Below are 20,951 nucleotides of genomic sequence, written 5' to 3'. Positions count from 1 at the left end.
AGCTGTTGTGCGCGGGCGCGCCGCGCTCTGGTGTCGCTTTGACGCACCCCGCCCCTGCCCGTAGATCATAGCGAACCTTGGCCAACCTTGAGCGTTGGCAAAGCTATCCCTCACGATCCAGGAGAGACGCCCCGCCTCGATGTCCATCAGCTTCCTTCTCGTCGTCATCCTGGTCCTGCCGTTCCTTGGCGCCATCGTCGCGTCCGGCTTGCCGCGTCACGCACGCACCTCGGCCGCCATCTTGTCCTGGATCGTGGCCTTGGTCAGCCTGGGGTGTCTGGCTGCGCTATGGCCGATGTTCCAGGACGGGGAGACGCTGCGCTACGAAATCCCGTGGCTGCCGTCGCTGGGCGTCAATCTGGTGCTGCGACTGGATGGACTGTCGTGGCTGTTCAGCGCCCTGATCCTGGGGATCGGCGCCTTGGTGGTGCTGTATGCCCGCTACTACATGTCGCCGAAGGATCCGGTGCCGCGGTTCTTTTCCTTCCTGCTGGCCTTCATGGGCGCGATGCAAGGCGTGGTGCTGTCGGGCAATCTGATCCAGCTGGTCGTCTTCTGGGAGCTGACCAGCCTCTTCTCCTTCCTGTTGATTGGCTATTGGCACCAAAATCCCGCCGCGCGCGAAGGGTCCCGCATGGCGCTGACGGTGACGGCCATGGGCGGTATCGCCCTGCTGGTCGGCATGATTCTGATCGGGCGGATCGTCGGGAGCTACGACCTCGATGTCGTCTTGGCGTCGCGAGAGGCGATCCAGACCAGCCCGCTGTATCTGCCCGCGCTGATCCTTCTGCTGCTCGGCGCGATGACCAAGAGCGCACAGTTTCCGTTCCACTTCTGGCTGCCCCGCGCCATGGCCGCGCCGACGCCGGTCAGCGCCTATCTGCACTCTGCGACCATGGTGAAGGCGGGCATCTTCCTGCTGATCCGCTTCTGGCCCGTCCTGGCGGGGTCGGAGAGCTGGTATCTGATCGTCGGCGGAATGGGCTTGGCGACGCTGCTGCTCGGCGCCTGGTGCGCCATTTTCCAGCATGATCTCAAAGGTCTGCTGGCTTATTCGACGATCAGCCATCTGGGCCTGATCGTGCTGCTGTTGGGACTGGGCAGTCCGCTGGCCTGTATCGCGGCCATCTTCCACACGGTGAACCACGCCACCTTCAAGGCGTCGCTCTTCATGGCCGCCGGCATCATCGACCATGAAGCGGGCACGCGGGATATGCGCAAGCTCAGCGGTCTGTTCCGCTTCATGCCCTTCACGGCGACCCTGGCCATGGTGGCGGCAGCGGCGATGGCGGGCGTGCCGCTGCTGAACGGCTTTCTGTCCAAGGAAATGTTCCTGGCCGAGGCGGTGGCCAGCGCCCATACGCACGGCCTGAACATGCTGCTGCCCGCCCTGGCCACATTGGCCAGCGCCTTCAGCGTTCTGTATTCACTGCGGTTCATCCACGCGACCTTCTTCGGCCTGCCTCCGACCGAACTGGATCGCATCCCGCACGAGCCGCCCGCCTGGATGCGTCGCCCCGTCGAGGTGTTGGTCGCGCTGTGCCTGGTCGTCGGCATCTTCCCGGCTGTAACGGTGGGGCCGTTCCTGAAGAGCGCCGCCGTTTCAGTGCTGGGCTTTGACCTGCCCTATTACAGTCTGGCCCTGTGGCACGGGTTCAACCTGCCGCTGGTGCTGAGCCTTATCGCGCTCGCGGGCGGCGTGGGTCTCTATGTCGTCTTCGGCAAACGCATCAACGCCAACCCGCGCGGCGGACCGTGGGGCTGGAAGCGTCTGAACGGCGGCTGGTTGTTCGAGCGAACCATGACCGGCCTGTTCAAGGGCTCGGAGGCGATGGTTCGTCTGTTGGGGGCCACACGACAACAGGCACAGCTGAGGGCCATCGTCTTGGTCGCCCTGCTGGCGGGCGGGCTGGCGGCGATCGGCGCCGGATTGGTGATCCGCCCGATCATGCCGACATTGACCCTGTCAAACTGGGCCTTCGCCGGTCTGTGGCTGCTCGGCGCCAGTTGTGCAGTCGCAGCGGCATGGCAGGCGAAATATCACCGACTGGCCGCCGTGGTTCTAATGGGCGGCGCAGGTCTGGCCAGTTGCCTGTCCTTCGTCTGGCTGTCGGCGCCGGATCTGGCCGTGACCCAACTGCTGGTCGAGGTCGTAACCACCGTCCTGCTACTGCTGGGTCTGCGCTGGCTGCCGAAGCGGCTCGAGACCATTCGCCTGCCACAGGCCATGGAGAAGCGGTCTCGCCGCCGTCGCCGCATCGACCTGATCATCGCCGCCGCCGTCGGCGCGGCCTTGGCGGCCATTTCCTACGCCGTCATGACGCGACCATCGATCGAGGGGATATCGCGCTTCTTCGTCGAGCACGCCTATAAAGACGCGGGCGGGCGCAACATCGTCAACGTCATCCTGGTCGATTTCCGCGCCTTCGACACCTTCGGCGAGATCACGGTTCTGGGCATTGTGGGCCTGACCATCTTCGCCCTGCTGCGCCGCTTCCGTCCCGCCGACGACACCCTGTCAAATCCCAGTCAGCAGAGCGTGCAGGACGCCTCAGACCGCGATCACGAGACGCGATCGGAGGGCGACACGCTGAAGGAAACCATGCTGATCCCCCGCGTTGTCATGCGCTGGATCTTCCCCTTCATCATCCTGCTCGCCGTTCACCTGTTCCTGCGCGGGCACGACCTGCCGGGCGGCGGTTTTGCGGCGGGCGTGGCCCTGTCGATCGCCTTCATCCTGCAATATATGGCCTCGGGCGCCCGGTGGGTCGAAGAGCGGCTGGCCATCCGGCCCATCTTCTGGATCGGCGCGGGCCTGGTGATCGCCGCCATCAGCGGGATCGGATCGTGGCTGTTCGGTTATCCCTTCCTGGCCTCCTGGTTCCAGTATGCCGACCTGCCGATCCTGGGACGCGTGCCCTTGGCCAGCGCCGTGCTGTTCGACTTGGGCGTGGTCGTTCTGGTCGTGGGCGCCACGGTCCTGACCCTCGTCGCCCTAGCGCACCAGTCGCTGCGCAAGCCCAAACAGAGAGACAACGAGGAGGGTGAGCTGTCATGATGGAGCTGGTTCTCGCCCTCGCCATCGGCGTGCTGTCGGCCTCGGGTGTCTGGTTGCTGCTGCGCCCGCGCACCTTCCAGGTGATCATGGGGCTGTCGCTGCTGTCCTATGCGGTCAATATCTTCATCTTCGCCATGGGACGGCTGAGGTCGGGCGCGCCGCCGGTGCTGGCGGGCGAGGTCTCCGACCCCGCGCGCTACACCGACCCGACGCCGCAGGCGCTGGTCCTGACCGCGATCGTCATCAGCTTCGCCCTGACGGCGCTGTTCCTGGTCGTCATTCTGGCCGCCCGCGGCATCACCGGCAGCGACCATGTCGACGGCAAGGAGCCGGACGCATGATCGACTGGAACGCCCATCTGATCATCGGCCCCATCGTCCTGCCGATGATCATCGCCTCAGCCATGCTGCTGCTGGACGAGCGTCGCCGAACGCTGAAGGCGGCGCTTAGCTTGAGCGCTATGGCCGCCATTCTGATCATGGCCTTGGTTCTGCTGCACGAGAGCGCGAACGGCGCCGTGGGCGGCGGCGATACTGCGCGCGTCTATCGCCTGGGGTCGTGGGCTGCGCCCTACGGCATCGTCTTGGTGGCCGACCGGCTTTCGACGATGATGGTTGCGCTGACCAGCGTTCTGGGCGGATGCGCCCTGATCTTCGCCTTGGCGCGATGGGACCGGGCGGGGCCGCGCTTCCACGCCCTGTTCTTGCTTCTCATCATGGGGGTGAACGGCGCCCTGCTGACCGGCGACCTGTTCAACCTGTTCGTCTTTTTCGAGATCATGCTCGCCGCCTCGTACGGACTGGCCCTGCATGGGTCGGGCGAGGCGCGTGTGCGGGCAGGCGTGATCTATATCGCCGTCAATCTGACCGCGTCCTTGCTGTTCCTGATCGGCGTCAGCCTGATCTACGGGGTGACAGGCACGCTGAACATGGCGGATGTTGCAACGCGGGTTGCGACCATCTCAGTGGATGACCTGGGACTGTTTCATATCGGCGCGGCGGTGCTGGGCACGGCCTTTCTAATCAAGTGCGCCATGTGGCCCTTGGGGTTCTGGCTGACCCCGACCTATTCGGCAGCCAGCGCGCCGGCGGCGGCGGTCTTCGCCATCCTGTCCAAGGTCGGGGTCTATGTCGTCATCCGCCTCAGTCTGTTGCTGTTCGGCGCCGACGCGGGCGCCTCCGCCGGATTTGGCCTGACCTGGCTGTTCGTCGGCGGACTAGCGACCATAGCGTTCGGCACATTCGGCCTGATCGCCTCTCGCGATCTGTCGCGCGCCGCCGGATTCGGCGTGATGATTTCTTCCGGCACCGTTCTGGCCAGCCTGGGCGTCGGCGATGCAGCGACCCTCAGCGGCGCGCTCTTTTATCTGATTGGCTCCACCCTGGCCTGCGCAGCCCTGTTTTTGCTGGCCGAGATCCTCCAGCGTGGACGTGAGGCCGACGTTGGCGAGGCGCGCGCTGTTTTCGATGACGAATATCGTGATCCATTCGACGACGAAGAGCGCAATGAGCCGGGCCTAGTCATTCCGGCGGCCGTCGCGGCCCTGGGCGGGGCCTTTCTGATCTGCACCCTGATGGTTGCCGGCCTGCCGCCTTTGGCCGGCTTCGTCGGGAAACTTTCTATGATCAGCGCCTTGGTCGGCGTTGGCGATGCGGCGGCCTGGACGCTGGTCGCCGTACTTTCCGTGTCCAGCCTCGGCGCCTTGATCGGCCTGACGCGCCTGGGCGTCGGCGCTATCTGGACGCGCGACGAGGATGCGCCGGCATTCGTGGTGGGTGCGGCCGAGCTGACGGCGGTCGCAGCCCTGCTTGGCGCATGCGTGTTCTTGGCCATCTTCGCTGGCTCCGCCCTGATCTACACCGACCACACGGCGGCCTGGCTGGCTGACCCGCAAGGCTACATCCACGCGGTGCTGGGCGGGGGCGGTCGATGAGACGCATCCTCCCCTACCCCATCCTGTCACTAGGCCTGTTCGTCGCCTCAATCCTGCTCAGCGCCTCGGTCGCGCCGCCGTCTCTGGCGCTCGCAGTGCTGCTGGCCCTTCTTGCGCCGATCATCATGTTGGCGCTGGGCGTGGATCGCGTGCGGGTAAAGGCGCCGATGGCCATAATGCGCCTCGCCATCGACGTCGTCGGCGACATCGTGCGCTCCAACTGGGCGGTGTCGCACATCATTCTGGGGCGGCGACGGCATGAGCGCACATCCGGCTTCATCCACATCCCGCTGGATCTGCGCGACCGATATGGCCTGGCGGTCCTGGCCATCATCATCACCTCGACGCCCGGCACCTTGTGGGTCGAGTATGAGTCCGCCACCGGCCGTCTGCTGCTGCACGTGCTGGATCTCGTGGATGAAGAGACCTGGGTTCGGCTGATCAAGGATCGCTACGAGCGCCGGCTGATGGAGATTTTCGAATGACGGCGGCGGTGCTGACCTGGGGTCTGGGTCTGGCCCAGCTGATGCTGATCTGCGCCATGGGCCTGGCGGCATGGCGGATCATTCACGGTCCGCGCGCCCAGGATCGCGTCCTGGGCATGGACACCCTTTATCTCAACGGCATGCTGCTGGTGGTGGTGTTCGGCATCCGCACCAACAGCCAGCTTTATTTCGAGGCCGCCTTGGTGATCGGCATGTTGGGCTTCGCCGCCACCGTGGCGCTGGCCAAGTTCCTGATGCGCGGCGAGGTGATTGAATGACCCAAGCTGACGTTCCCGCATGGGCCGCGATCATCGTTGTCGCACTGGCCGTCATCGGCTCGGCCCTTTCGCTACTGGGCGCGGTTGGGCTGGTTCGGCTGAAAACCTTCTACGAGCGCGTCCATGCCCCGACGCTTGGCGCCACGCTGGGCATGGCGCTGGTCCTGCTGGCGTCGATCGTCTGGTTCACGACCGTCGAGCGGCGTTTCATGCCGCGCGAAATCCTGATCGGCCTGTTCCTGACGGTCACGACGCCGGTCACCCTGATCCTGCTCGCCCGCGCCGCCCTGTTCCGTGATCGCACCGACAGGGTCAAAGACACGCCGAGGAAGGGCTGATCGTCCGGCAAAAAAGAAGCCCGGCGGGGGCGCCGGGCTGCAAGCAGGTTCGGTGATGGTGTCCCTGAGGACAACCCATTCCTTAACCGAAATGGTTTCCAGATCGTTAAGCGCCTTCAGTCCGGCAGCCAGGTCGTCTGACGCCCAGATGGCTCGACAGGCCAAGTGATCCGCCAGCCCGCCCCCGCCCGCTCGACGACGAAGCCCGCAGTCGCCCCCGCGCCCGGATAGTCGAAGCTCTTTCCATTCACCGTGATCGTCGCCCCACCCGACTGTCCGATGACGGCCCGCCAGCGGCCGCGCCCGATCGCCGTCGGCGCCATATCTGCGCCGTTGATATTGACCGAGGGAGCCGCCCCATTCGTCCGGCCTGACGCCATCAGAGTCGCACCGTCCGAATCCACCGCATCCAGGTCTTCGCCGCCATCGAGGCGAACCGTCGGCTGGCCTGCGGCAATCAGGACGACGGGACCGGCTCCGCCCTGGATCACCACCAGGGTCTCGGGCGAGACGGCGGCGTCCTCGCCCACCTGCACCTCGGGCGTAAAGCGCACATCGCCGCTCAAAGGCGGCAGTCGCAGTTCGAAACGCCCCGCGCCGTCCGCCGTCGTCGCCACGGCCGCAGCGTCCGGCGCACGCAGCACGACGCGCGCATTGGGCCCCGCCCCGCCGCGCAGCACCAGAACGCCGCCGTCGCGCATCACGCCATCAATTTGGGGCGGGCGAACCCAGGGCGAGGCCTCGTCGGCCCCCGTCGGCCCCGCCACGCCGCCCTGCTGATCGGAACAGGCTGCGGCAGCCAGGACCGCGACACACGCGACCATCATCCGACGTTTCATCCTGCGCCTCTACGATATAGGACTGGCGACTCAGCGGCTTGAGCCTGTGTTAGCTTGAGCGCCGTCGGTTTGGCCATGGCCAGGCCGCGTATTCGTTTTCTTCGAGGCTCCATGTCCCTGCCCCCCGTTTCGTTCCTGCCGTTCGACGGCTCTTCCGTTTGCCTGTTCTGCGGCGCCTCCGAGACCGCCGACCCTTCCTATACTGAGGCGGCTTATGCGTTTGGCAAGGCGGCGGCCGAGGCCGGCTGGCGGCTGGTCTATGGCGGCGGTGGCGTGGGTCTGATGGGAGCCTCCGCGCGTGGCGCGCATGAGGCGGGCGGCCGGGTTGTCGGCATCATGCCGGCCTTCCTGCGCAGCCGCGAACGCCTGTTCGACGAGGTCGAAACGGTCGTCGTCACTTCGATGCACGAGCGTAAGCAACTGATGTACGACCAATCCGACGCCTTCGTGGTCGCGCCTGGCGGCATCGGCACCCTGGAAGAGGTTGTGGAGCTGCTGTCCTGGAAGCGGCTGGACCTGCACCACAAGCCAGTCGTCTTCCTGAACCTGAACGGCTTCTGGAATGGCTTCTTCGACCTGATGAAGCACAGCGTCGCAGAAGGAATGACGCCGCCGTCGTTCCTGGACGCCTGGACCGTCGCTGAAACCGTGGAAGAGGCAATGGCGCAGGTTCAGGCCGGCGACGATGCGCCGCAATTGAAACATGATCATCGATAAGTGATCATCGCTCATAATCCGCTGCGCGCGTCTTGACAGTTTTTATGGAAAACTGACATGGGAGCGGAGCGGCATGACGCCGTTCTTCATTTCGGAGAGTTTTCGATGCGCGCTTTGCTGATCGCCGCCGCCCTGTTCGCCGCCGCCCCTGCGGTCGCCCAAGCCCCCGCCGCCACCAGCCTGACGCTGGCCGACGCCGCCAAGGCGCCCGCACGCGCCACCATCATCGACGGTGCTCGTTGGTCCTGCGAAGGCGCGACCTGCACCGCAGCAGGCGGCACGGAACAGCCCGCGACGCGCGCCTGCCGCCGCGTTGTTCAGAAGTTCGGTCCCGTGACCGCCTTCTCCTACAAGGGTGTCGCCCTGAGCGCCGACGAACTGGCTGTCTGCAACGCCTAGACTGCGTGAGGCGGCTTAGGCCGCCTCACCTCTCAGACGACGCTGGATGGTTTCGCGACCGATCAGCGGGGCCATGGCCGCCATGTCCGGCCCGTGCTGCTGTCCCGTCAGCGCCAGACGCAGCGGCATGAACAGCGCCTTACCCTTCGCGCCCGTCTCGGCCTTGACGGCCGAGGTCCACGCGGACCAGGCGTTCTCGTCGATCACTTCCGGCAGCAGACGCAGCGCTGTTTCAATGAAGGTCGCATCTTCGATCACCGGTTGGATCGGACCACGGACGATCTGCGCCATGTCCGCGACGTCGGCGAACTTCGTCAGATTGCCCCGCATCGTATTCCAGAAGGCTTCGCCTAGATCGGCGCCGAGAGCCTGAAGACGCGGCTGCGCTGTCGCATAATCCATGACGTGCAGCGCCTGGGCGTTCAGTCGGTCCAGATCCGCCGTATCGTAACGCGCCGGCGAACGGCCCATCTTGGAGAAGGCGAAGCTCTGTCCCAGAGCCTCGACAGAGGCGCCGACTTCCAGCGGATCAGAGGTGCCTATCCGGCCAAGGTGGCTGGTGATCGCGATCGGCTCATAGCCTTGGTCGCGCATGTCGCTGATCGACAGCGATCCCAGACGCTTGGACAGGGCCGCGCCGTCGGCGCCGACCAGCAGCGGCATGTGGGCGAAGCCCGGAACCGCCGCGCCCAGCGCCTCGAAGATTTCGATCTGCGCCCCGGTGTTGGTGACGTGATCCTCGCCCCGGATGATGTGCGTGATGGCCATGTCGATGTCATCGACCACCGACGGCAGTGTGTAGAGGAACAGACCGTCCTCGCGGATCAGCACCGGGTCCGACATCGAGGCGGTGTCCACCTCCGCATGACCGCGCGCCAAGTCTTCCCAGGCGACGCGCTTGCCGTCCAGTTTGAAGCGCCAATGGGGGCGACGCCCTTCGGCTTCGTAGGCAGCCTTCTGCTCTTCGGTCAGTTCCAGCGCCGCGCGGTCATAGATCGGCGGCAGGCCGCGCGACAGTTGCACCTTGCGGCGACGGTCCAGCTCGTCGGCGGTCTCATAGGCGGCATATAGCCGCCCCGACGCCTTCAGCCTGGCGGCCGCTTCTTCGTAGCGATCGAACCGCTTGGACTGGTTGTAACGCTCGTCCCATGGCATCCCCAGCCAAGTCAGGTCGTCTTCGATCCCCTGTTCAAACTCGGGCGTGGAGCGCGCCAGGTCGGTGTCGTCGATGCGCAACACAAACGATCCGCCCTGCCCCTTGGCGAACATCCAGTTCACCAAGGCGGTGCGGACATTGCCGACATGCAGCTTACCCGTGGGCGACGGGGCGAAACGAACCTTGACGGACATGGATAGACGACCTCGAAAGCGAGGCGGCTAGGTCGCCCCGCAACCCGGCGAAGTCAAGGCGCGGAAGGCTTAAACCTCAGTCGTCGCGGTGAACGCGTTCGCGGCGTTCGTGGCGTTCCTGGGCTTCGACCGACAGCGTTGCCGTCGGACGGGCTTCCAGACGACCCAGGCTGATGGGTTCGCCCGTGTCCTCGCAGTAGCCGTAGGAACCATCCTCGATCCGGCGCAGCGCGTCGTCGATCTTGGAGATCAACTTGCGTTGTCGGTCGCGGGTGCGCAACTCCAGCGCGCGATCGGATTCCGAAGACGCCCGGTCCACCAGATCGGGGTGGTTTTCGGTCTCGGCCTTCAGATTGACGACCGTGCCCTTGGACTCGCGAAGGATCTCATCCTTCCAGGCCAGCAGCTTCTTCTTGAAATAGGCTTGCTGCCGTTCGTTCATGAACGGCTCGCTGTCAGACGGCCGATACGGGCCGGTTTCGTCGGACACAACGGACGCCAAGGCGCTCATCGATCTCACGCTCTCTAACACGCCCCCCTGTGGCGTAGATGGCCGTATAATCAGCCCGTCGAGTCGCGGCAACGCGGTTCTCGATTCCGTGATGAAAATAGGGCGACTAACCGCCTGACAGTGGCAAAAGTCACTCACTGCCAAAGCTTAGCCGCCTGATGTCAGACGATTATTTCGTATCAGGGGCGGTTGCGGCGCATTTCCGCCTTCGCCAGTTCGACTGAGGCGCGCAGGTCGATCTGATCCAGCAGGGCGCCCAAGTCCTTGTCGTCGTCGGCGGCGCGCTCCTCGCGCAGGCTCCGCGCCAGACGATCCAGAGCCCCCTCGTCGGCGTCGCCGTTCAGCAGTGCCAGCTTGATTTCGTCAAGGCGATCCAGAAGACCGCTGCCGCGCCGGATGGCGCGACGTCGCTTTTCCAACGGCCCCTCGACTCCTTGAAGGGCCATCAGGGCTGAGACGTCAGAGACTCCGCCCGTTGCTGCGCTGGCGGTCGTTGCAGCGGGCGCGGACGAAGCCGCAGTCTGCCCTAGCGAGAAGCCGCTGGCGGATCGCGTCGGACGTGTGCTGGCAGGCGTGCTGACGCCGTTGGGGCCGACAACCTTCATGTGCAGGTGCTCCGCGTCATGAAATCATGGATGACGGGCGGCGATGACTGTTTGGTTAACGCCCCGGCAAATCCTGCCGCTTCTCTGAACGTCAAAGGCCGACCGACATTGAATTCACATCGTTAATTCTCCGGCACGATCCTCGCACTGATGACGGCGTAACGTTGCGTGGACGCCTGACCGATGCAAAATCTGCTTGCCCGCCTGATCGCCTCCGTCGCCGCGACGCTCGTCGTCGCCGGCGGCGCGACCTCGGCGTTGGCCCAGTCGCAGTCGCGCATCAAGGACATCGCCGCCGTCGAGGGCGTGCGCGGCAACCAGTTGGTCGGCTACGGCATGGTCATGGGGCTGAACGGCACGGGCGATTCCTTACGCAATTGCCCCTTCACCCGCCAATCGCTGGAGGGCATGACCGAGCGACTGGGCGTCAACATTCGCGGCGCCAACGCCAACACCAAGAATATGGCCGCCGTCATGGTCACGGCCGACCTGCCCGCATTCGCCACGCCCGGCTCGCGCATCGACGTGTCGGTCGCCTCCATGTGCGACGCCAAGAGCTTGCTGGGCGGTTCGCTGGTTGTCACCAGCCTACAAGGCGCGGACGGTCAGGTCTACGCGGTGGCACAAGGCTCGGTCCAGACCGGCGCCGTCTCGGCGTCGGGTGGGTCGGGGTCTTCGGTGACGCGCGGCGTGCCGACCGCCGGCCGCATCGCCTCGGGCGCCCTGGTCGAGCGCGAGACCGGCTTCCAGATGGCCAATATGAACGAGGTGCGCCTGAACCTGCGCAACCCCGACTTCACCACCGCCCAGCGCGTCGCCGCCGTCGTCAACGCCGCCTATCCAGGGTCGGCCCTGGCCGAGAACGGCACCGTCGTGTCCCTGCGCGCGCCCGGCGAACTGGGCATGGCGGGGTTCATCAGCCGGATCGAGAACCTGGCCGTCAGCGTCGATACGCCCGCCAAGGTCATCATCGACGAGGTCAACGGCGTCATCGTCATGGGCGACGCCGTGCGCATCTCTCGCGTCGCCATCGCTCAGGGCAATCTAACCATATCGGTGGACGAGCAGCCGCAGGTCAGTCAGCCGGCGCCCTTCAGCCGGGGCCAGACCGCCGTCGTCCCTTCGACCCAAGTGAACGTCGAAGAGGATTTGGGCACCCAGATGCGGCTGGTCGGCGGTGGCGCCAACCTGTCCACCCTGGTCAACGGCCTGAACGCCCTGGGCGTCAGCCCGCGCGACATGATCAGCATCCTGCAGGCCATCAAGGCCGCCGGCGCCCTGCAGGCCGACATCGAGGTGATGTGAGCATGACCGACCTGACCGTCTCCGCCGATCTGCTGCGCCCTGCCGCGGCCGCGCCCACGGCGGCTAACCGAGACAAGATCGCGGAAACCGCCAAGGCCTTCGAGGCCACCTTCATCTCGCAAATGCTGAAGCCGATGTTCGAAGGCCTGTCGACCGACGGCCTGTTCGGCGGCGGCCAGGGCGAGGCGACATGGCGCAGCTTCATGCTGGACGAAATGGCCAAGTCCACGGTGAAGGCCGGCGGCATCGGCCTGAGCAACACCGTCATGGCCGAAATGCTGAAGATGCAGGAGGGCCGGCCATGAGCGACACCGAACTGGCCCAGGCGCGGGTTCGTCAGTTGACGACCCTGACCTTGCGCCTGACCGAGCGGCTGAAGGCCGAAACAGCCGCCTTCGCCGATGGCCGTCCTCAGGATGTGGCGGCCGGTCTGTCGGAAACTCAGGAGATGGCCAATCTCTACCGTCGCGATTCCGCCCATGTGAAGGCCAATCCGGCGCTGCTGAGCGGCGCTCCGCTCGAAGACCGCAGGACACTGGTCGACGCCACGCGTGAGTTCGACGCCGCCCTGACTCGTCACAGCCGCGCCGTCGACGCCGCGCGTCAAATCTCCGAGGGCCTGGTCCGCGCCATCGCGGCGGAAGTCACCGCTGCTCGCACACCCGCCTCCGCCTATGCCGCCGACGGCCGCGCCTCGCTAGGCGACGGACGCGCTGTCGCCCTGAACCGAATGGCCTGAAGCGCATGGCCTGAAGGGACGGCCCTTCGCCGTTCGCAGATCACGGTTCGCGTCCTAAGGGTCATTGCCTATTTTTTAAGCGACTGTGTGCCAGCATGGCCTCATGACGCTGACCACTCGCCTCCTAGGCCTGGCCTTCGCTTCCGCCGACACCCTGGTGGAGGTGGATCCGAAAGGCGTGGTCGCCTTTGCGATCGGCGCGGGCGCCGTGGCCGGCGAAGACGCAGGCGCGACCTGGACGGGCCGTCCCCTGCTCGAGCTGCTGCACGACGGCGCATCCACCCTGACCGCCCTGCAAGGCATGAAGGCCGGCGTGCGTATTCCCGCGACATCGATCCTGGTGGCGGCCGGTCCCGATCGCGTGCGCCGCGCCTCTTTCCGCGCCTTCGTGCTGCCGCAGATGGCGCCGGCCGTCTCCTGCGCCATCTCCTACGAAGGCCCGGCCTTTGCGCTGGAGGATTTGGAGACGCGTCCGCTTCTGGAACCGGAGGATTTTCTGGCCGACGCCGGGCGCGTGCTGGAGTCCAACCCCGACCTGGCCCTGTCCTTCCTCGACATCACTGGGTTGGAGAATGTCACCGGCGAAGCCGCCGACCGTCTGAACCGCCGCATCGAGGCCACGCTTCAATCCGCCGCCGTCGAGGGATCGAGCGCGTCGCAGGTCACCGGCGTCCGCTATGCCCTTCTCCGCGCCGCCAACGACCGCCGCGACATCGCCGCCGAAATCGTGGAGGCCGGTCGGGCCGAAGGCCTGTCGCTGGGAGCGGAGGCGTTCAGCTCGCCCGTCCCGCCCGGATCGGATTCCCTGTGCGTGCTGCGCGCCATGCGGTTCGCCATCGAAGGATGCCTGAAGGGCGACGGCCTCGCCAATCCGCAGATCGCCTTCGCAGACTCGCTGAAGCGCACCTTCCGCGACGCCGAGACCTTCCGCAGCCTGGTCAAGTCGCGCGAGTTCCAGGTCCACTATCAGCCTATCGTCCATCTGGATTCCCGAGCGGTCCATCACTTCGAGGCCCTGACCCGATTCAGCGGCAACAGCGGTCCCGCCGAAGCCATTCGCATGGCCGAGGAGCTGGACATGATCGAGTCATTCGATCTCGCGGTGGCGGAAAAGGTGCTGAAGCGGATGCGCCAGCCCGGCGCCGGACTGCTGAAGATGGCGATCAATGTCTCGGGCGCCTCGCTGGGCGACGACACCTATGTCGAGCAGTTGCTGCGCATGACCGCCGGCGCGCCCGAGGAACGTCGTCGCCTGATGGTCGAAGTGACCGAAACCTCCGCCGTCGCAGACATCGAAGCCGCCGACCGTCGCCTGGCCGCGCTGCGCGAAGCCGGCATCAAGGTCTGCATCGACGATTTCGGCGCGGGAGCCGCCGCCTTCGATTATCTGCGCAAACTGTCCGTGGACTCGGTCAAGATCGACGGGGCCATCGTGCGCGACATCCAGACCGACCAACGCTCCAAGGCTATGCTGCACAGCATCGTCGAAATGTGCCGTTCGATGAGGCTGGAAACCATCGCCGAGATGATCGAGACCGACGGTGTCGCATCCGAGCTCAAGGCGGCGGGCGTCGAATACGGCCAAGGCTGGCTGTTTGGCCGGGCCGAAGCCGAGCCGCGCACCCAACTGTCCAGCCCGTCGATGGTCCGTCGCAAGGGCGCCGTCGAGGCCTGGGGCTGACGACCTCAGAGCTGGACCGTGCGCGTGATCTTCAGCGCCGACAGGAAATCCACATCGTGGCTCACGATGATCAAGGCGCCGTCATAGGCGTTCAGCGCCTCTTCGACCGCCGCGATGGCGTCCAAGTCGAGGTGGTTCGTCGGCTCATCCAACACCAGCAACTGCGGAGGCGTCGCGCCTGTCATGACGCAGGCCAGACCCGCCCTCAGCCGCTCGCCGCCTGACAGCTCGCCGACCCGGCGCTGCGCGGCCGTATTGCGAAACAGGAAGCGAGCCAGCGCCGCTTGGGCGTCATTGACCGACCCTTGCGGATTCAATCGCCGCCACGCCTCCACCAGCGTTTCGTCCGGGCTCAGGATCTTGACCTCCTGATCCAGCAGCACCGCACGCACAGGCCGATCGACGGCGCCCGTCGTCGGTGAAAGATCGCCGGTGATCAGCCGCAGCAGGGTCGTCTTGCCCGCGCCGTTCGGTCCCGTGATCGCGACCCGTTCCGGCCCGACCAGGTTCAGGTCGACCGGCCCGACGATCGTCCGCCCCTCGGGTGTCGCCCAGCCGGCCTGGTCCATCGTCAGCACCGTCCGTCCCGTTGGCAGGCCGGTCGTCGGCATCGGGATCGCCAGCGTCCGCGTTCGCTCTACGCGCGCCTGGGCTGAGGCCAAGGCGTCCTGCGCGGCCGCGGCCTGACGTTCGGCCAGCAAGCCGCCGCGCCCGCCCGTGTTTTCAGCGCGCTCGGCCCGGGCACCCAGCAGGATTTTCGGCATGTCGCCCTTGGCAGCCTTGCGACGGCCGGCGGCGTCGCGGCGCGACTGGGCCTCCGCGCGCTGCTGAGCCTCGGCGCCAGTACGCGCGAGTTCGCGCTTGGCTTCGGCCAGATCCCGCGTCGCCGCCTCGCCCTCCAGCGCCTTTCGCTCAACATAGGCGTCATAGCCGCCGCCATAGCTGGCGACACCCAAGCTCGACACTTCAAGAATTCGGTCCATGCGGCGCAACAGGTTGCGATCATGGCTGACCACCACGACCCCTCCGTCCCAACGCGCGATGACATCGGCGACCAGCGCCCGCGCCTGCGCATCCAGATGATTGGTCGGCTCGTCCAGCAGGATCAAGTTGGGCCGGGTCAGCCTCAATCCAGCCAGCCGCAACCGCGTCTGCTCGCCCCCGCTGAGACTGGACGTCAGGCGTTCGTAGTCCAGGTCAGGCAGCCCGACATCTCTTAGGGCCTCGTCAAGACGAGTCTCCAGCGTCCAGTCCGCCTCGGCCAGATCGTCAGCCGTTCCCTGCCCCGCCAAAACCCGCGCCACAACAGCCAGCGCCGCTCCAAGGCCCAGGGTTTGAGCGACGGTCTCACCGGGGTTTGGCTCATACCGCTGATCCAACACGCCAATCGTGCCGGTTCGCGCGACTGCACCCTCGGCAGGCGCGGCTTCGCCCGAGATCAGGCGCAGAAGCGTGCTCTTGCCCGCGCCATTGCGACCGACGATGCCGGTTCGCTCAGGCCCGAACGTCAGGCTCAGATTGTCGAATAATGTGGCGCCGTCCGGCGTCCTAGAGGCGACCTTGTCGAGTGTCGCGAGTGCGGACGGGGACGCGTTTCGGCTTGGGCTGATTGGCATTGAGGATCACGAGCAGCATGGCGGACAGGGCGGAACCGGTGGCCAATGCGATGATCATGATCGTCAAACCTTCTGCAAAACGCGTCAGAACAGGGAGGATGGGTCGTAATCCCGCAATGCGCAAGTCTGGCGTCGAACACGGCCGCGTGAGAAGCTTGGCGTTGAGGAGACAATCATGAAGACCGTCATCACCCTCGCCATCGTCTCCACACTGGCTTGCGCCGCATGCGCGACTGCGCCGGACCGGCCGCCGTCAGCCCCGGATTACAGCGCCGTTCCGACCCAGGCGCCGACGCCCAACGCGCGGCTCTATGCCGCCTGCCTGGAGCAGGCCGCCGCAGCCGACGCCTATCGCCGCGCGGACAACGGGGACGGCGCAGAATATATGCTGTTTACCTGCACGGGTGCGCCGGCCGCCGCCTTCGCCAAGGCCTTGATCCCTTGGAGCGAGAAGATCGGATCGACATTCCAGCGTGACGGCCGCACGTTCCGCTCGACCGCAAAGGTCGAGGCCGACCTGTTCGGAGTCGATTCCTGCTCGACCGATGCGACGGGCGGAGACGCCATCTGCATCCTGTCATTCAACGCCGGCGACTTCCTCGACCAATAGGATGGCGACGGCTAGACCAGCCGTCATGCAAACCCGTTTCCGCATCGAAGACCCCGCCGGCGCCGCCGCGCGGCGCGAGGCCGCCGTCCAGCGCCTGCGGGACGAAACGGGCATAGAAGAAGCCATGATCGACGCCTTGGTCGAAGACTTCTACGCCCGCGTCCGCGACGATGCGCTGATCGGCCCGATTTTCGCGGACCGGATCACCGACTGGGCGCCGCACTTAGCGCAGATGAAGCTGTTCTGGTCGTCCGTCGCCCTGTCCACGGGCGTCTATCAGGGCCGGCCGATGCCGAAACACCTACCCCTTCCCATCGATGCGCGGCATTTCGATCGCTGGCTGGAGTTGTTCGCCGAAACTGCGCGTGCCCTGTGCCCGCCCATCGCCGCCGACCACTTCATTGAACGCGCCCGCCGCATCGCCGAAAGCCTTGAACTGGGTGTCGCCAACGCCAGTGGCGTGCTTCTGGCCAAGGGCGAGCGCTTCGTGCGCCCCACGCAATCGTGGACGCCCGAATGATGCGTCAGCCGCAATGTTCCTACTTTGTTCTTGCTTCAATCACGCAATTCGTCCCCATATAGCGATGTCGCGCCGGACCCGCCGGCCCTCCTCCGCGTTCTCCGGACAGCATGACCGAAAAGCACAACTTCATCCGCGTTCGCGGCGCCCGCGAGCACAATCTCAAGGGCGTGGATCTCGACATTCCGCGTGAACAGCTGGTGGTGATGACCGGCCTGTCGGGGTCGGGCAAATCCTCGCTGGCGTTCGACACCATCTATGCCGAAGGCCAGCGGCGCTATGTCGAGAGCCTGTCGGCCTATGCCCGCCAGTTTCTGGAGCTGATGGGCAAGCCGGACGTGGATCTGATCGAAGGCCTGTCGCCGGCCATCTCGATCGAGCAGAAGACGACGTCCAAGAACCCGCGCTCGACCGTCGGTACGGTGACGGAAATCCACGACTACATGCGCCTGCTGTGGGCGCGCGTCGGGGTGCCCTATTCGCCGGCGACCGGCCTGCCCATCGAGAGCCAGACCGTCAGCCAGATGGTCGACAAGCTGGTCGCCCTGCCCGATGGTGAGCGCATCCTGCTGCTCGCCCCCGTCGTTCGCGGCCGTAAGGGCGAGTACAAGAAGGAAATCGCCGAGTGGCAGCGTCAGGGCTTCCAGCGCCTGAAGATCGACGGGCAATTCTATCCGATCGACGAAGCGCCCACGCTGGACAAGAAGTTCAAGCACGACATCGACATCGTGGTGGACCGGATCGTCACCAAGCCGGATCAGGAAGCCCGCTACGCCGACAGCCTGCAGACGGCGCTGGGTCTGGCCGACGGCATCGCCAATGCCGAATGGGCCTCGACGGCGGAAGGTGAGACCGCGCCGCGCTCCATCCTGTTCTCCGAACGGTTCGCCTGCCCGGTGTCGGGCTTCACGATCAGTGAGATCGAGCCGCGCCTTTTCTCGTTCAACAACCCCTTCGGCGCCTGCCCGGTCTGCGACGGCCTGGGGGTCAAGCTGGCCTTTGATGCCGATCTGGTGATCCCGGACCGCGACAAGACCCTGCACAAGGGCGCCGTGGCGCCGTGGGCGCGTGGGCCGTCGCCGCTCTACACCCAGACGCTGCAGTCGCTCAGCCTCCACTATGGTTTCTCGATGGACAAGCCGTGGCGCGACCTGCCCGCCCAGGCGCACAAGGCCATCCTGCACGGCACGGGGTCCGAGAAGATCAAGTTCGTCTATGACGACAACGCCCGCAAATACGAGGTCTCCAAGCCGTTCGAGGGCGTGCTGCCAAACCTGGAGCGCCGCTGGCGCGAGACCGACAGCGCCTGGGTGCGCGAGGAACTGGCCCGCTATCAGTCCGAGACGCCCTGCGACGCCTGCCACGGCAAGCGGCTGAAGCCCGAGGCCCTGGCGGTCAAAGTCGGCGGCGAGGACATCGCCGACATCTCCACCCTGTCGATCTCCAAGGCCTATCTGTGGTTCTCGACGCTGGAAGAGAACCTGACCGAAAAGCAGATGGAGATCGCCCGGCGCATCCTGAAGGAAATCTGCGACCGGCTGCGGTTCCTGAACAACGTCGGCCTGGACTATCTGAACCTGTCCCGATCCTCCGGCACCCTGTCGGGCGGCGAGAGCCAGCGTATCCGCCTGGCGTCGCAGATCGGCTCGGGCCTGACTGGCGTCCTCTACGTGCTGGACGAGCCGTCCATCGGCCTGCACCAGCGCGACAACACCCGCCTGCTGGAAAGCCTGAAGGGCCTGCGCGATCTTGGTAACTCGGTCCTCGTGGTCGAGCATGACGAAGAAGCCATCCTGACCGCGGACTACGTCATCGACATGGGCCCGGCCGCCGGTGTTCATGGCGGCCAGGTCTGCGCCGAGGGCACGCCGGCTCAGGTCATGGCCAACCCCAAGTCCCTGACCGGCAAATACCTGACCGGCGAGCGCGAGATCGAAATCCCCGCCGAGGGTCGCCGCCCCATCAACCGCAGGCGTATGCTGAAAATCAGCGGCGCCAACGGCAACAATCTGAAGAGCGTCACCGGCGAAATCCCGGTCGGCGTCTTCACCTGCATCACCGGTGTCTCCGGCGGCGGCAAGTCCACCTTCACCATCGAGACCCTGTACAAGGCCGCCGCGCGTCGCCTGAACAATGCATCGGAGGCCCCTGCCCCGTTCGACCGGATCGAAGGGCTGGAGCATTTCGACAAAGTCATCGACATCGACCAGTCGCCCATCGGCCGCACCCCGCGCTCGAACCCCGCGACCTATACCGGCGCCTTCGGGCCTATCCGCGACTGGTACGCCGGCCTGCCGGAATCCAAGGCGCGCGGCTATGGCCCCGGGCGGTTCAGCTTCAACGTCAAGGGCGGGCGTTGCGAAGCCTGCCAAGGCGACGGCGTCATCAAGATCGAGATGCACTTCCTGCCGGACGTCTATGTCACCTGCGACGTCTGCAAGGGCAAACGCTACAACCGCGAGACGCTGGAGATTGTGTTCAAGGGCAAGTCCATTTCGGACGTGCTGGACATGACGGTCGAGGAGGCGGCGACCTTCTTCAAGGCCGTGCCGCCGATCCGCGACAAGATGCTGACGCTGGAACGGGTCGGCCTGGGCTACGTCAAGGTCGGCCAGCCGGCGACCACCCTGTCGGGCGGCGAGGCCCAGCGGGTCAAACTGTCCAAGGAGCTGTCCAAGCGCGCCACCGGCCGCACCCTGTACATCCTCGACGAGCCGACCACCGGCCTGCACTTCGAGGATACGCGCAAGCTGCTGGAAGTGCTGCAGGAACTGGTCGAGGCCGGGAACACCATTGTGGTGATCGAACACAACCTCGATGTCATCAAGGTCGCCGACTATCTGCTCGACTTCGGACCTGAAGGCGGCGACGGCGGCGGCGAGATCGTTGCGGTCGGCACGCCCGAACAGGTCGCGGACAACAAGGCCAGCTGGACCGGCAAATACCTCAAGGAGGTGCTGGATCGGCACGAGGACCGCCGCAAGGCGCGCGTGGCGGCCCTGGGCGGGTCCGTTGATCCTCCGGCCAAGAAGAAAAGGGTGAAGGCGTCGGCCTGATCGTCAGGAAAAGACGTCGGTCGACTGACCGCCTCGAAGCCCATTCCAGGCCGCTGCGAACGGGGCATACAGTACCGCGAGTTGCAGCGCGGCGAGGAAGGCGTTGACGATCGACGACACCAGGATCGCCGGCCAAGCCTGCATCAGGATCTGACCCAGTCCCTCGCCGTCGAAGCGCGCCAGCGTCTGGATGCCGCCGGTGGCGAGGTCTGCGGCTGCGCCGATGATCATGCCCAGGATGCTGACGATCAGGGACATGATGATGGCGATCACGGCCATGCCCAGCAGCGACCAGAAATGCCCCTTGGTGGCGGCGAACGATTCCACGATGGTGATCTTGCGGCGATCGATCGTCATCGGCACCGCGAGACTCAACTTGATCGCCAGCCAGACGATCAGCGCAAAGACGGCGAAGATCAGCAGCACGCCGGCCAAAATCAGCAGCGCCTGACCCGACGCCGCGCCGAAACCGATGGCCGCGCCGACCACCATCATGCCGACGCCCGACGCCAAGCCGACAGCCAAGCTGACGATCAGACTGACCGCCAGAACACGGACCTCATCCATACCGAGGCGCAGATAGCCCCACGACGACTCGTCCGGCCGCAAGACGGAGCGCGCCACCGCCGCGCTCAGCACCGCGCCGACCAGCAGGCCGATGGGCGCGGCCCAGATCAGGGCTCCGGCATAGGTCTGGCCTAGGGCCTGAAACTCCGCCATCGACGGGTTGGCCGACTGTTCCAGCGCTTCGCCGGCCGCCATCAGACTGGCCCACTTGTCTGCGCCCAGGCCGAACATGGCGACATAGACGGCCAGATAGACCAGGCCCCAGGCGACCGCGACGATCGGATGCCGGCGAACGACCCGGAAGCCTTCGAAGGCCGCGTCGGTGGCGGAAAAACTCATGACAA

The 20,951-nt window shown here is 65.8% G+C and carries 21 protein-coding genes; 15 read left to right on the top strand and 6 right to left on the bottom strand.

The window, feature by feature from the left end:
- The first annotated feature begins 139 nt into the window (after window positions 1–139).
- The 6 genes from ASF81_RS02650 to mnhG are packed head-to-tail and all read left to right on the top strand — an operon-like array spanning window position 140 to window position 6,092.
- Window positions 140–3,058, top strand: coding sequence for a monovalent cation/H+ antiporter subunit A (locus ASF81_RS02650; RefSeq protein WP_055804421.1), 2,919 nt, complete (start codon window positions 140–142; stop codon window positions 3,056–3,058).
- Window positions 3,058–3,399, top strand: a complete 342-nt coding sequence (locus ASF81_RS02645; protein ID WP_055804418.1) for a Na+/H+ antiporter subunit C — start codon at window positions 3,058–3,060, stop codon at window positions 3,397–3,399. Before ASF81_RS02650 ends, ASF81_RS02645 begins: the two co-directional genes overlap by 1 nt.
- Window positions 3,396–4,991, top strand: coding sequence for a monovalent cation/H+ antiporter subunit D (locus ASF81_RS02640; RefSeq protein ID WP_055804415.1), 1,596 nt, complete (start codon window positions 3,396–3,398; stop codon window positions 4,989–4,991). Before ASF81_RS02645 ends, ASF81_RS02640 begins: the two co-directional genes overlap by 4 nt.
- Window positions 4,988–5,476: a Na+/H+ antiporter subunit E gene (locus ASF81_RS02635; RefSeq protein ID WP_055804412.1), complete on the top strand. Its 489-nt coding sequence runs from the start codon at window positions 4,988–4,990 to the stop codon at window positions 5,474–5,476. The genes ASF81_RS02640 and ASF81_RS02635 overlap by 4 nt, the downstream gene beginning before the upstream one ends.
- Window positions 5,473–5,754 (top strand): K+/H+ antiporter subunit F, encoded by a 282-nt coding sequence (locus tag ASF81_RS02630; protein ID WP_045810222.1) that lies wholly within the window; start codon window positions 5,473–5,475, stop codon window positions 5,752–5,754. The genes ASF81_RS02635 and ASF81_RS02630 overlap by 4 nt, the downstream gene beginning before the upstream one ends.
- Window positions 5,751–6,092 carry a monovalent cation/H(+) antiporter subunit G gene (mnhG, locus tag ASF81_RS02625; RefSeq protein ID WP_055804408.1) on the top strand — a complete coding sequence of 114 codons (342 nt, stop codon included), beginning with the start codon at window positions 5,751–5,753 and terminating at the stop codon, window positions 6,090–6,092. Before ASF81_RS02630 ends, mnhG begins: the two co-directional genes overlap by 4 nt.
- Before the next feature lie 116 nt (window positions 6,093–6,208).
- On the opposite strand, the gene ASF81_RS02620 is transcribed toward mnhG, so the two are convergent.
- The gene (locus tag ASF81_RS02620) at window positions 6,209–6,931 is read right to left on the bottom strand and encodes a hypothetical protein (protein WP_200932848.1); all 723 of its coding nucleotides are present in this window, start codon (window positions 6,929–6,931) and stop codon (window positions 6,209–6,211) included.
- A gap of 111 nt (window positions 6,932–7,042) precedes the next feature.
- On the opposite strand from ASF81_RS02620, the gene ASF81_RS02615 reads away from it, so the two are divergent.
- Together ASF81_RS02615 and ASF81_RS02610 are read left to right on the top strand one after the other, a co-directional pair.
- Window positions 7,043–7,648, top strand: coding sequence for a TIGR00730 family Rossman fold protein (locus ASF81_RS02615; RefSeq protein ID WP_055804402.1), 606 nt, complete (start codon window positions 7,043–7,045; stop codon window positions 7,646–7,648).
- Between the two features lie 105 nt (window positions 7,649–7,753).
- Window positions 7,754–8,047, top strand: a complete 294-nt coding sequence (locus ASF81_RS02610) for a hypothetical protein (RefSeq protein ID WP_017504618.1) — start codon at window positions 7,754–7,756, stop codon at window positions 8,045–8,047.
- 15 nt (window positions 8,048–8,062) lie between these two features.
- Here the strand turns inward: ASF81_RS02610 and gltX are convergent, their stop codons facing one another.
- The 3 genes from gltX to ASF81_RS02595 all read right to left on the bottom strand — a co-directional run bounded on the left by gltX (window position 8,063) and on the right by ASF81_RS02595 (window position 10,513).
- Entirely contained in the window at window positions 8,063–9,397 is a 1,335-nt protein-coding gene (gltX, locus tag ASF81_RS02605) for a glutamate--tRNA ligase (RefSeq protein WP_055804399.1), read from the bottom strand.
- A gap of 76 nt (window positions 9,398–9,473) precedes the next feature.
- Window positions 9,474–9,908, bottom strand: coding sequence for an RNA polymerase-binding protein DksA (gene dksA / locus ASF81_RS02600; protein ID WP_017504616.1), 435 nt, complete (start codon window positions 9,906–9,908; stop codon window positions 9,474–9,476).
- 179 nt (window positions 9,909–10,087) lie between these two features.
- Window positions 10,088–10,513, bottom strand: coding sequence for a flagellar assembly protein FliX (locus ASF81_RS02595; protein WP_055804396.1), 426 nt, complete (start codon window positions 10,511–10,513; stop codon window positions 10,088–10,090).
- Between the two features lie 183 nt (window positions 10,514–10,696).
- On the opposite strand from ASF81_RS02595, the gene ASF81_RS02590 reads away from it, so the two are divergent.
- From ASF81_RS02590 to ASF81_RS02575, 4 genes are all read left to right on the top strand, one after another.
- Complete coding sequence (locus ASF81_RS02590) at window positions 10,697–11,818, top strand: flagellar basal body P-ring protein FlgI (protein ID WP_017504614.1); 1,122 nt, start codon at window positions 10,697–10,699, stop codon at window positions 11,816–11,818.
- 2 nt (window positions 11,819–11,820) lie between these two features.
- Complete coding sequence (locus tag ASF81_RS02585) at window positions 11,821–12,123, top strand: rod-binding protein (RefSeq protein WP_039246464.1); 303 nt, start codon at window positions 11,821–11,823, stop codon at window positions 12,121–12,123.
- Complete coding sequence (locus ASF81_RS02580; RefSeq protein ID WP_055804393.1) at window positions 12,120–12,557, top strand: hypothetical protein; 438 nt, start codon at window positions 12,120–12,122, stop codon at window positions 12,555–12,557. The genes ASF81_RS02585 and ASF81_RS02580 overlap by 4 nt, the downstream gene beginning before the upstream one ends.
- Before the next feature lie 103 nt (window positions 12,558–12,660).
- A complete protein-coding gene (locus tag ASF81_RS02575; RefSeq protein WP_055804390.1) occupies window positions 12,661–14,238 on the top strand; it encodes an EAL domain-containing protein in 1,578 nt (525 codons plus the stop codon).
- Between the two features lie 5 nt (window positions 14,239–14,243).
- Here the strand turns inward: ASF81_RS02575 and ASF81_RS02570 are convergent, their stop codons facing one another.
- Window positions 14,244–15,854, bottom strand: a complete 1,611-nt coding sequence (locus ASF81_RS02570) for an ABC-F family ATP-binding cassette domain-containing protein (protein WP_055804387.1) — start codon at window positions 15,852–15,854, stop codon at window positions 14,244–14,246.
- A gap of 175 nt (window positions 15,855–16,029) precedes the next feature.
- On the opposite strand from ASF81_RS02570, the gene ASF81_RS02565 reads away from it, so the two are divergent.
- From ASF81_RS02565 to uvrA, 3 genes are all read left to right on the top strand, one after another.
- Window positions 16,030–16,464: a hypothetical protein gene (locus tag ASF81_RS02565; RefSeq protein ID WP_055804385.1), complete on the top strand. Its 435-nt coding sequence runs from the start codon at window positions 16,030–16,032 to the stop codon at window positions 16,462–16,464.
- A gap of 25 nt (window positions 16,465–16,489) precedes the next feature.
- On the top strand, window positions 16,490–16,984 hold the full coding sequence (locus tag ASF81_RS02560; RefSeq protein ID WP_156363116.1) for a group III truncated hemoglobin: 495 nt from the start codon (window positions 16,490–16,492) through the stop codon (window positions 16,982–16,984).
- Between the two features lie 110 nt (window positions 16,985–17,094).
- Entirely contained in the window at window positions 17,095–20,040 is a 2,946-nt protein-coding gene (gene uvrA, locus ASF81_RS02555) for an excinuclease ABC subunit UvrA (protein ID WP_055804382.1), read from the top strand.
- 3 nt (window positions 20,041–20,043) lie between these two features.
- Here the strand turns inward: uvrA and ASF81_RS02550 are convergent, their stop codons facing one another.
- Window positions 20,044–20,946, bottom strand: coding sequence for a hypothetical protein (locus ASF81_RS02550; protein WP_055804379.1), 903 nt, complete (start codon window positions 20,944–20,946; stop codon window positions 20,044–20,046).
- Window positions 20,947–20,951 lie beyond the last annotated feature (5 nt).

Source organism: Brevundimonas sp. Leaf168, from assembly GCF_001423685.1.
GTDB lineage: Bacteria > Pseudomonadota > Alphaproteobacteria > Caulobacterales > Caulobacteraceae > Brevundimonas > Brevundimonas vesicularis_C.
The sequence above is the reverse complement of the archived record's forward strand: the minus strand, read 5'-3'. Positions and strand labels throughout refer to the sequence as shown.

Bases quoted from the DNA above. Each gene is read 5' to 3' on its own strand.
- ASF81_RS02560 (WP_156363116.1), top strand. From the start codon at position 16,490: ATGCAAACCCGTTTCCGCATCGAAGACCCCGCCGGCGCCGCCGCGCGG.
- ASF81_RS02630 (WP_045810222.1), top strand. From the start codon at position 5,473: ATGACGGCGGCGGTGCTGACCTGGGGTCTGGGTCTGGCCCAGCTGATG.
- ASF81_RS02590 (WP_017504614.1), top strand. From the start codon at position 10,697: ATGCAAAATCTGCTTGCCCGCCTGATCGCCTCCGTCGCCGCGACGCTC.
- ASF81_RS02595 (WP_055804396.1), bottom strand. From the start codon at position 10,513: ATGAAGGTTGTCGGCCCCAACGGCGTCAGCACGCCTGCCAGCACACGT.
- uvrA (WP_055804382.1), top strand. From the start codon at position 17,095: ATGACCGAAAAGCACAACTTCATCCGCGTTCGCGGCGCCCGCGAGCAC.
- dksA (WP_017504616.1), bottom strand. From the start codon at position 9,908: ATGAGCGCCTTGGCGTCCGTTGTGTCCGACGAAACCGGCCCGTATCGG.
- ASF81_RS02565 (WP_055804385.1), top strand. From the start codon at position 16,030: ATGAAGACCGTCATCACCCTCGCCATCGTCTCCACACTGGCTTGCGCC.
- ASF81_RS02620 (WP_200932848.1), bottom strand. From the start codon at position 6,931: ATGAAACGTCGGATGATGGTCGCGTGTGTCGCGGTCCTGGCTGCCGCA.
- ASF81_RS02570 (WP_055804387.1), bottom strand. From the start codon at position 15,854: ATGCCAATCAGCCCAAGCCGAAACGCGTCCCCGTCCGCACTCGCGACA.
- ASF81_RS02640 (WP_055804415.1), top strand. From the start codon at position 3,396: ATGATCGACTGGAACGCCCATCTGATCATCGGCCCCATCGTCCTGCCG.
- ASF81_RS02575 (WP_055804390.1), top strand. From the start codon at position 12,661: ATGACGCTGACCACTCGCCTCCTAGGCCTGGCCTTCGCTTCCGCCGAC.
- ASF81_RS02580 (WP_055804393.1), top strand. From the start codon at position 12,120: ATGAGCGACACCGAACTGGCCCAGGCGCGGGTTCGTCAGTTGACGACC.
- ASF81_RS02615 (WP_055804402.1), top strand. From the start codon at position 7,043: ATGTCCCTGCCCCCCGTTTCGTTCCTGCCGTTCGACGGCTCTTCCGTT.
- ASF81_RS02635 (WP_055804412.1), top strand. From the start codon at position 4,988: ATGAGACGCATCCTCCCCTACCCCATCCTGTCACTAGGCCTGTTCGTC.
- ASF81_RS02650 (WP_055804421.1), top strand. From the start codon at position 140: ATGTCCATCAGCTTCCTTCTCGTCGTCATCCTGGTCCTGCCGTTCCTT.
- ASF81_RS02645 (WP_055804418.1), top strand. From the start codon at position 3,058: ATGGAGCTGGTTCTCGCCCTCGCCATCGGCGTGCTGTCGGCCTCGGGT.
- mnhG (WP_055804408.1), top strand. From the start codon at position 5,751: ATGACCCAAGCTGACGTTCCCGCATGGGCCGCGATCATCGTTGTCGCA.
- ASF81_RS02610 (WP_017504618.1), top strand. From the start codon at position 7,754: ATGCGCGCTTTGCTGATCGCCGCCGCCCTGTTCGCCGCCGCCCCTGCG.
- gltX (WP_055804399.1), bottom strand. From the start codon at position 9,397: ATGTCCGTCAAGGTTCGTTTCGCCCCGTCGCCCACGGGTAAGCTGCAT.
- ASF81_RS02550 (WP_055804379.1), bottom strand. From the start codon at position 20,946: ATGAGTTTTTCCGCCACCGACGCGGCCTTCGAAGGCTTCCGGGTCGTT.
- ASF81_RS02585 (WP_039246464.1), top strand. From the start codon at position 11,821: ATGACCGACCTGACCGTCTCCGCCGATCTGCTGCGCCCTGCCGCGGCC.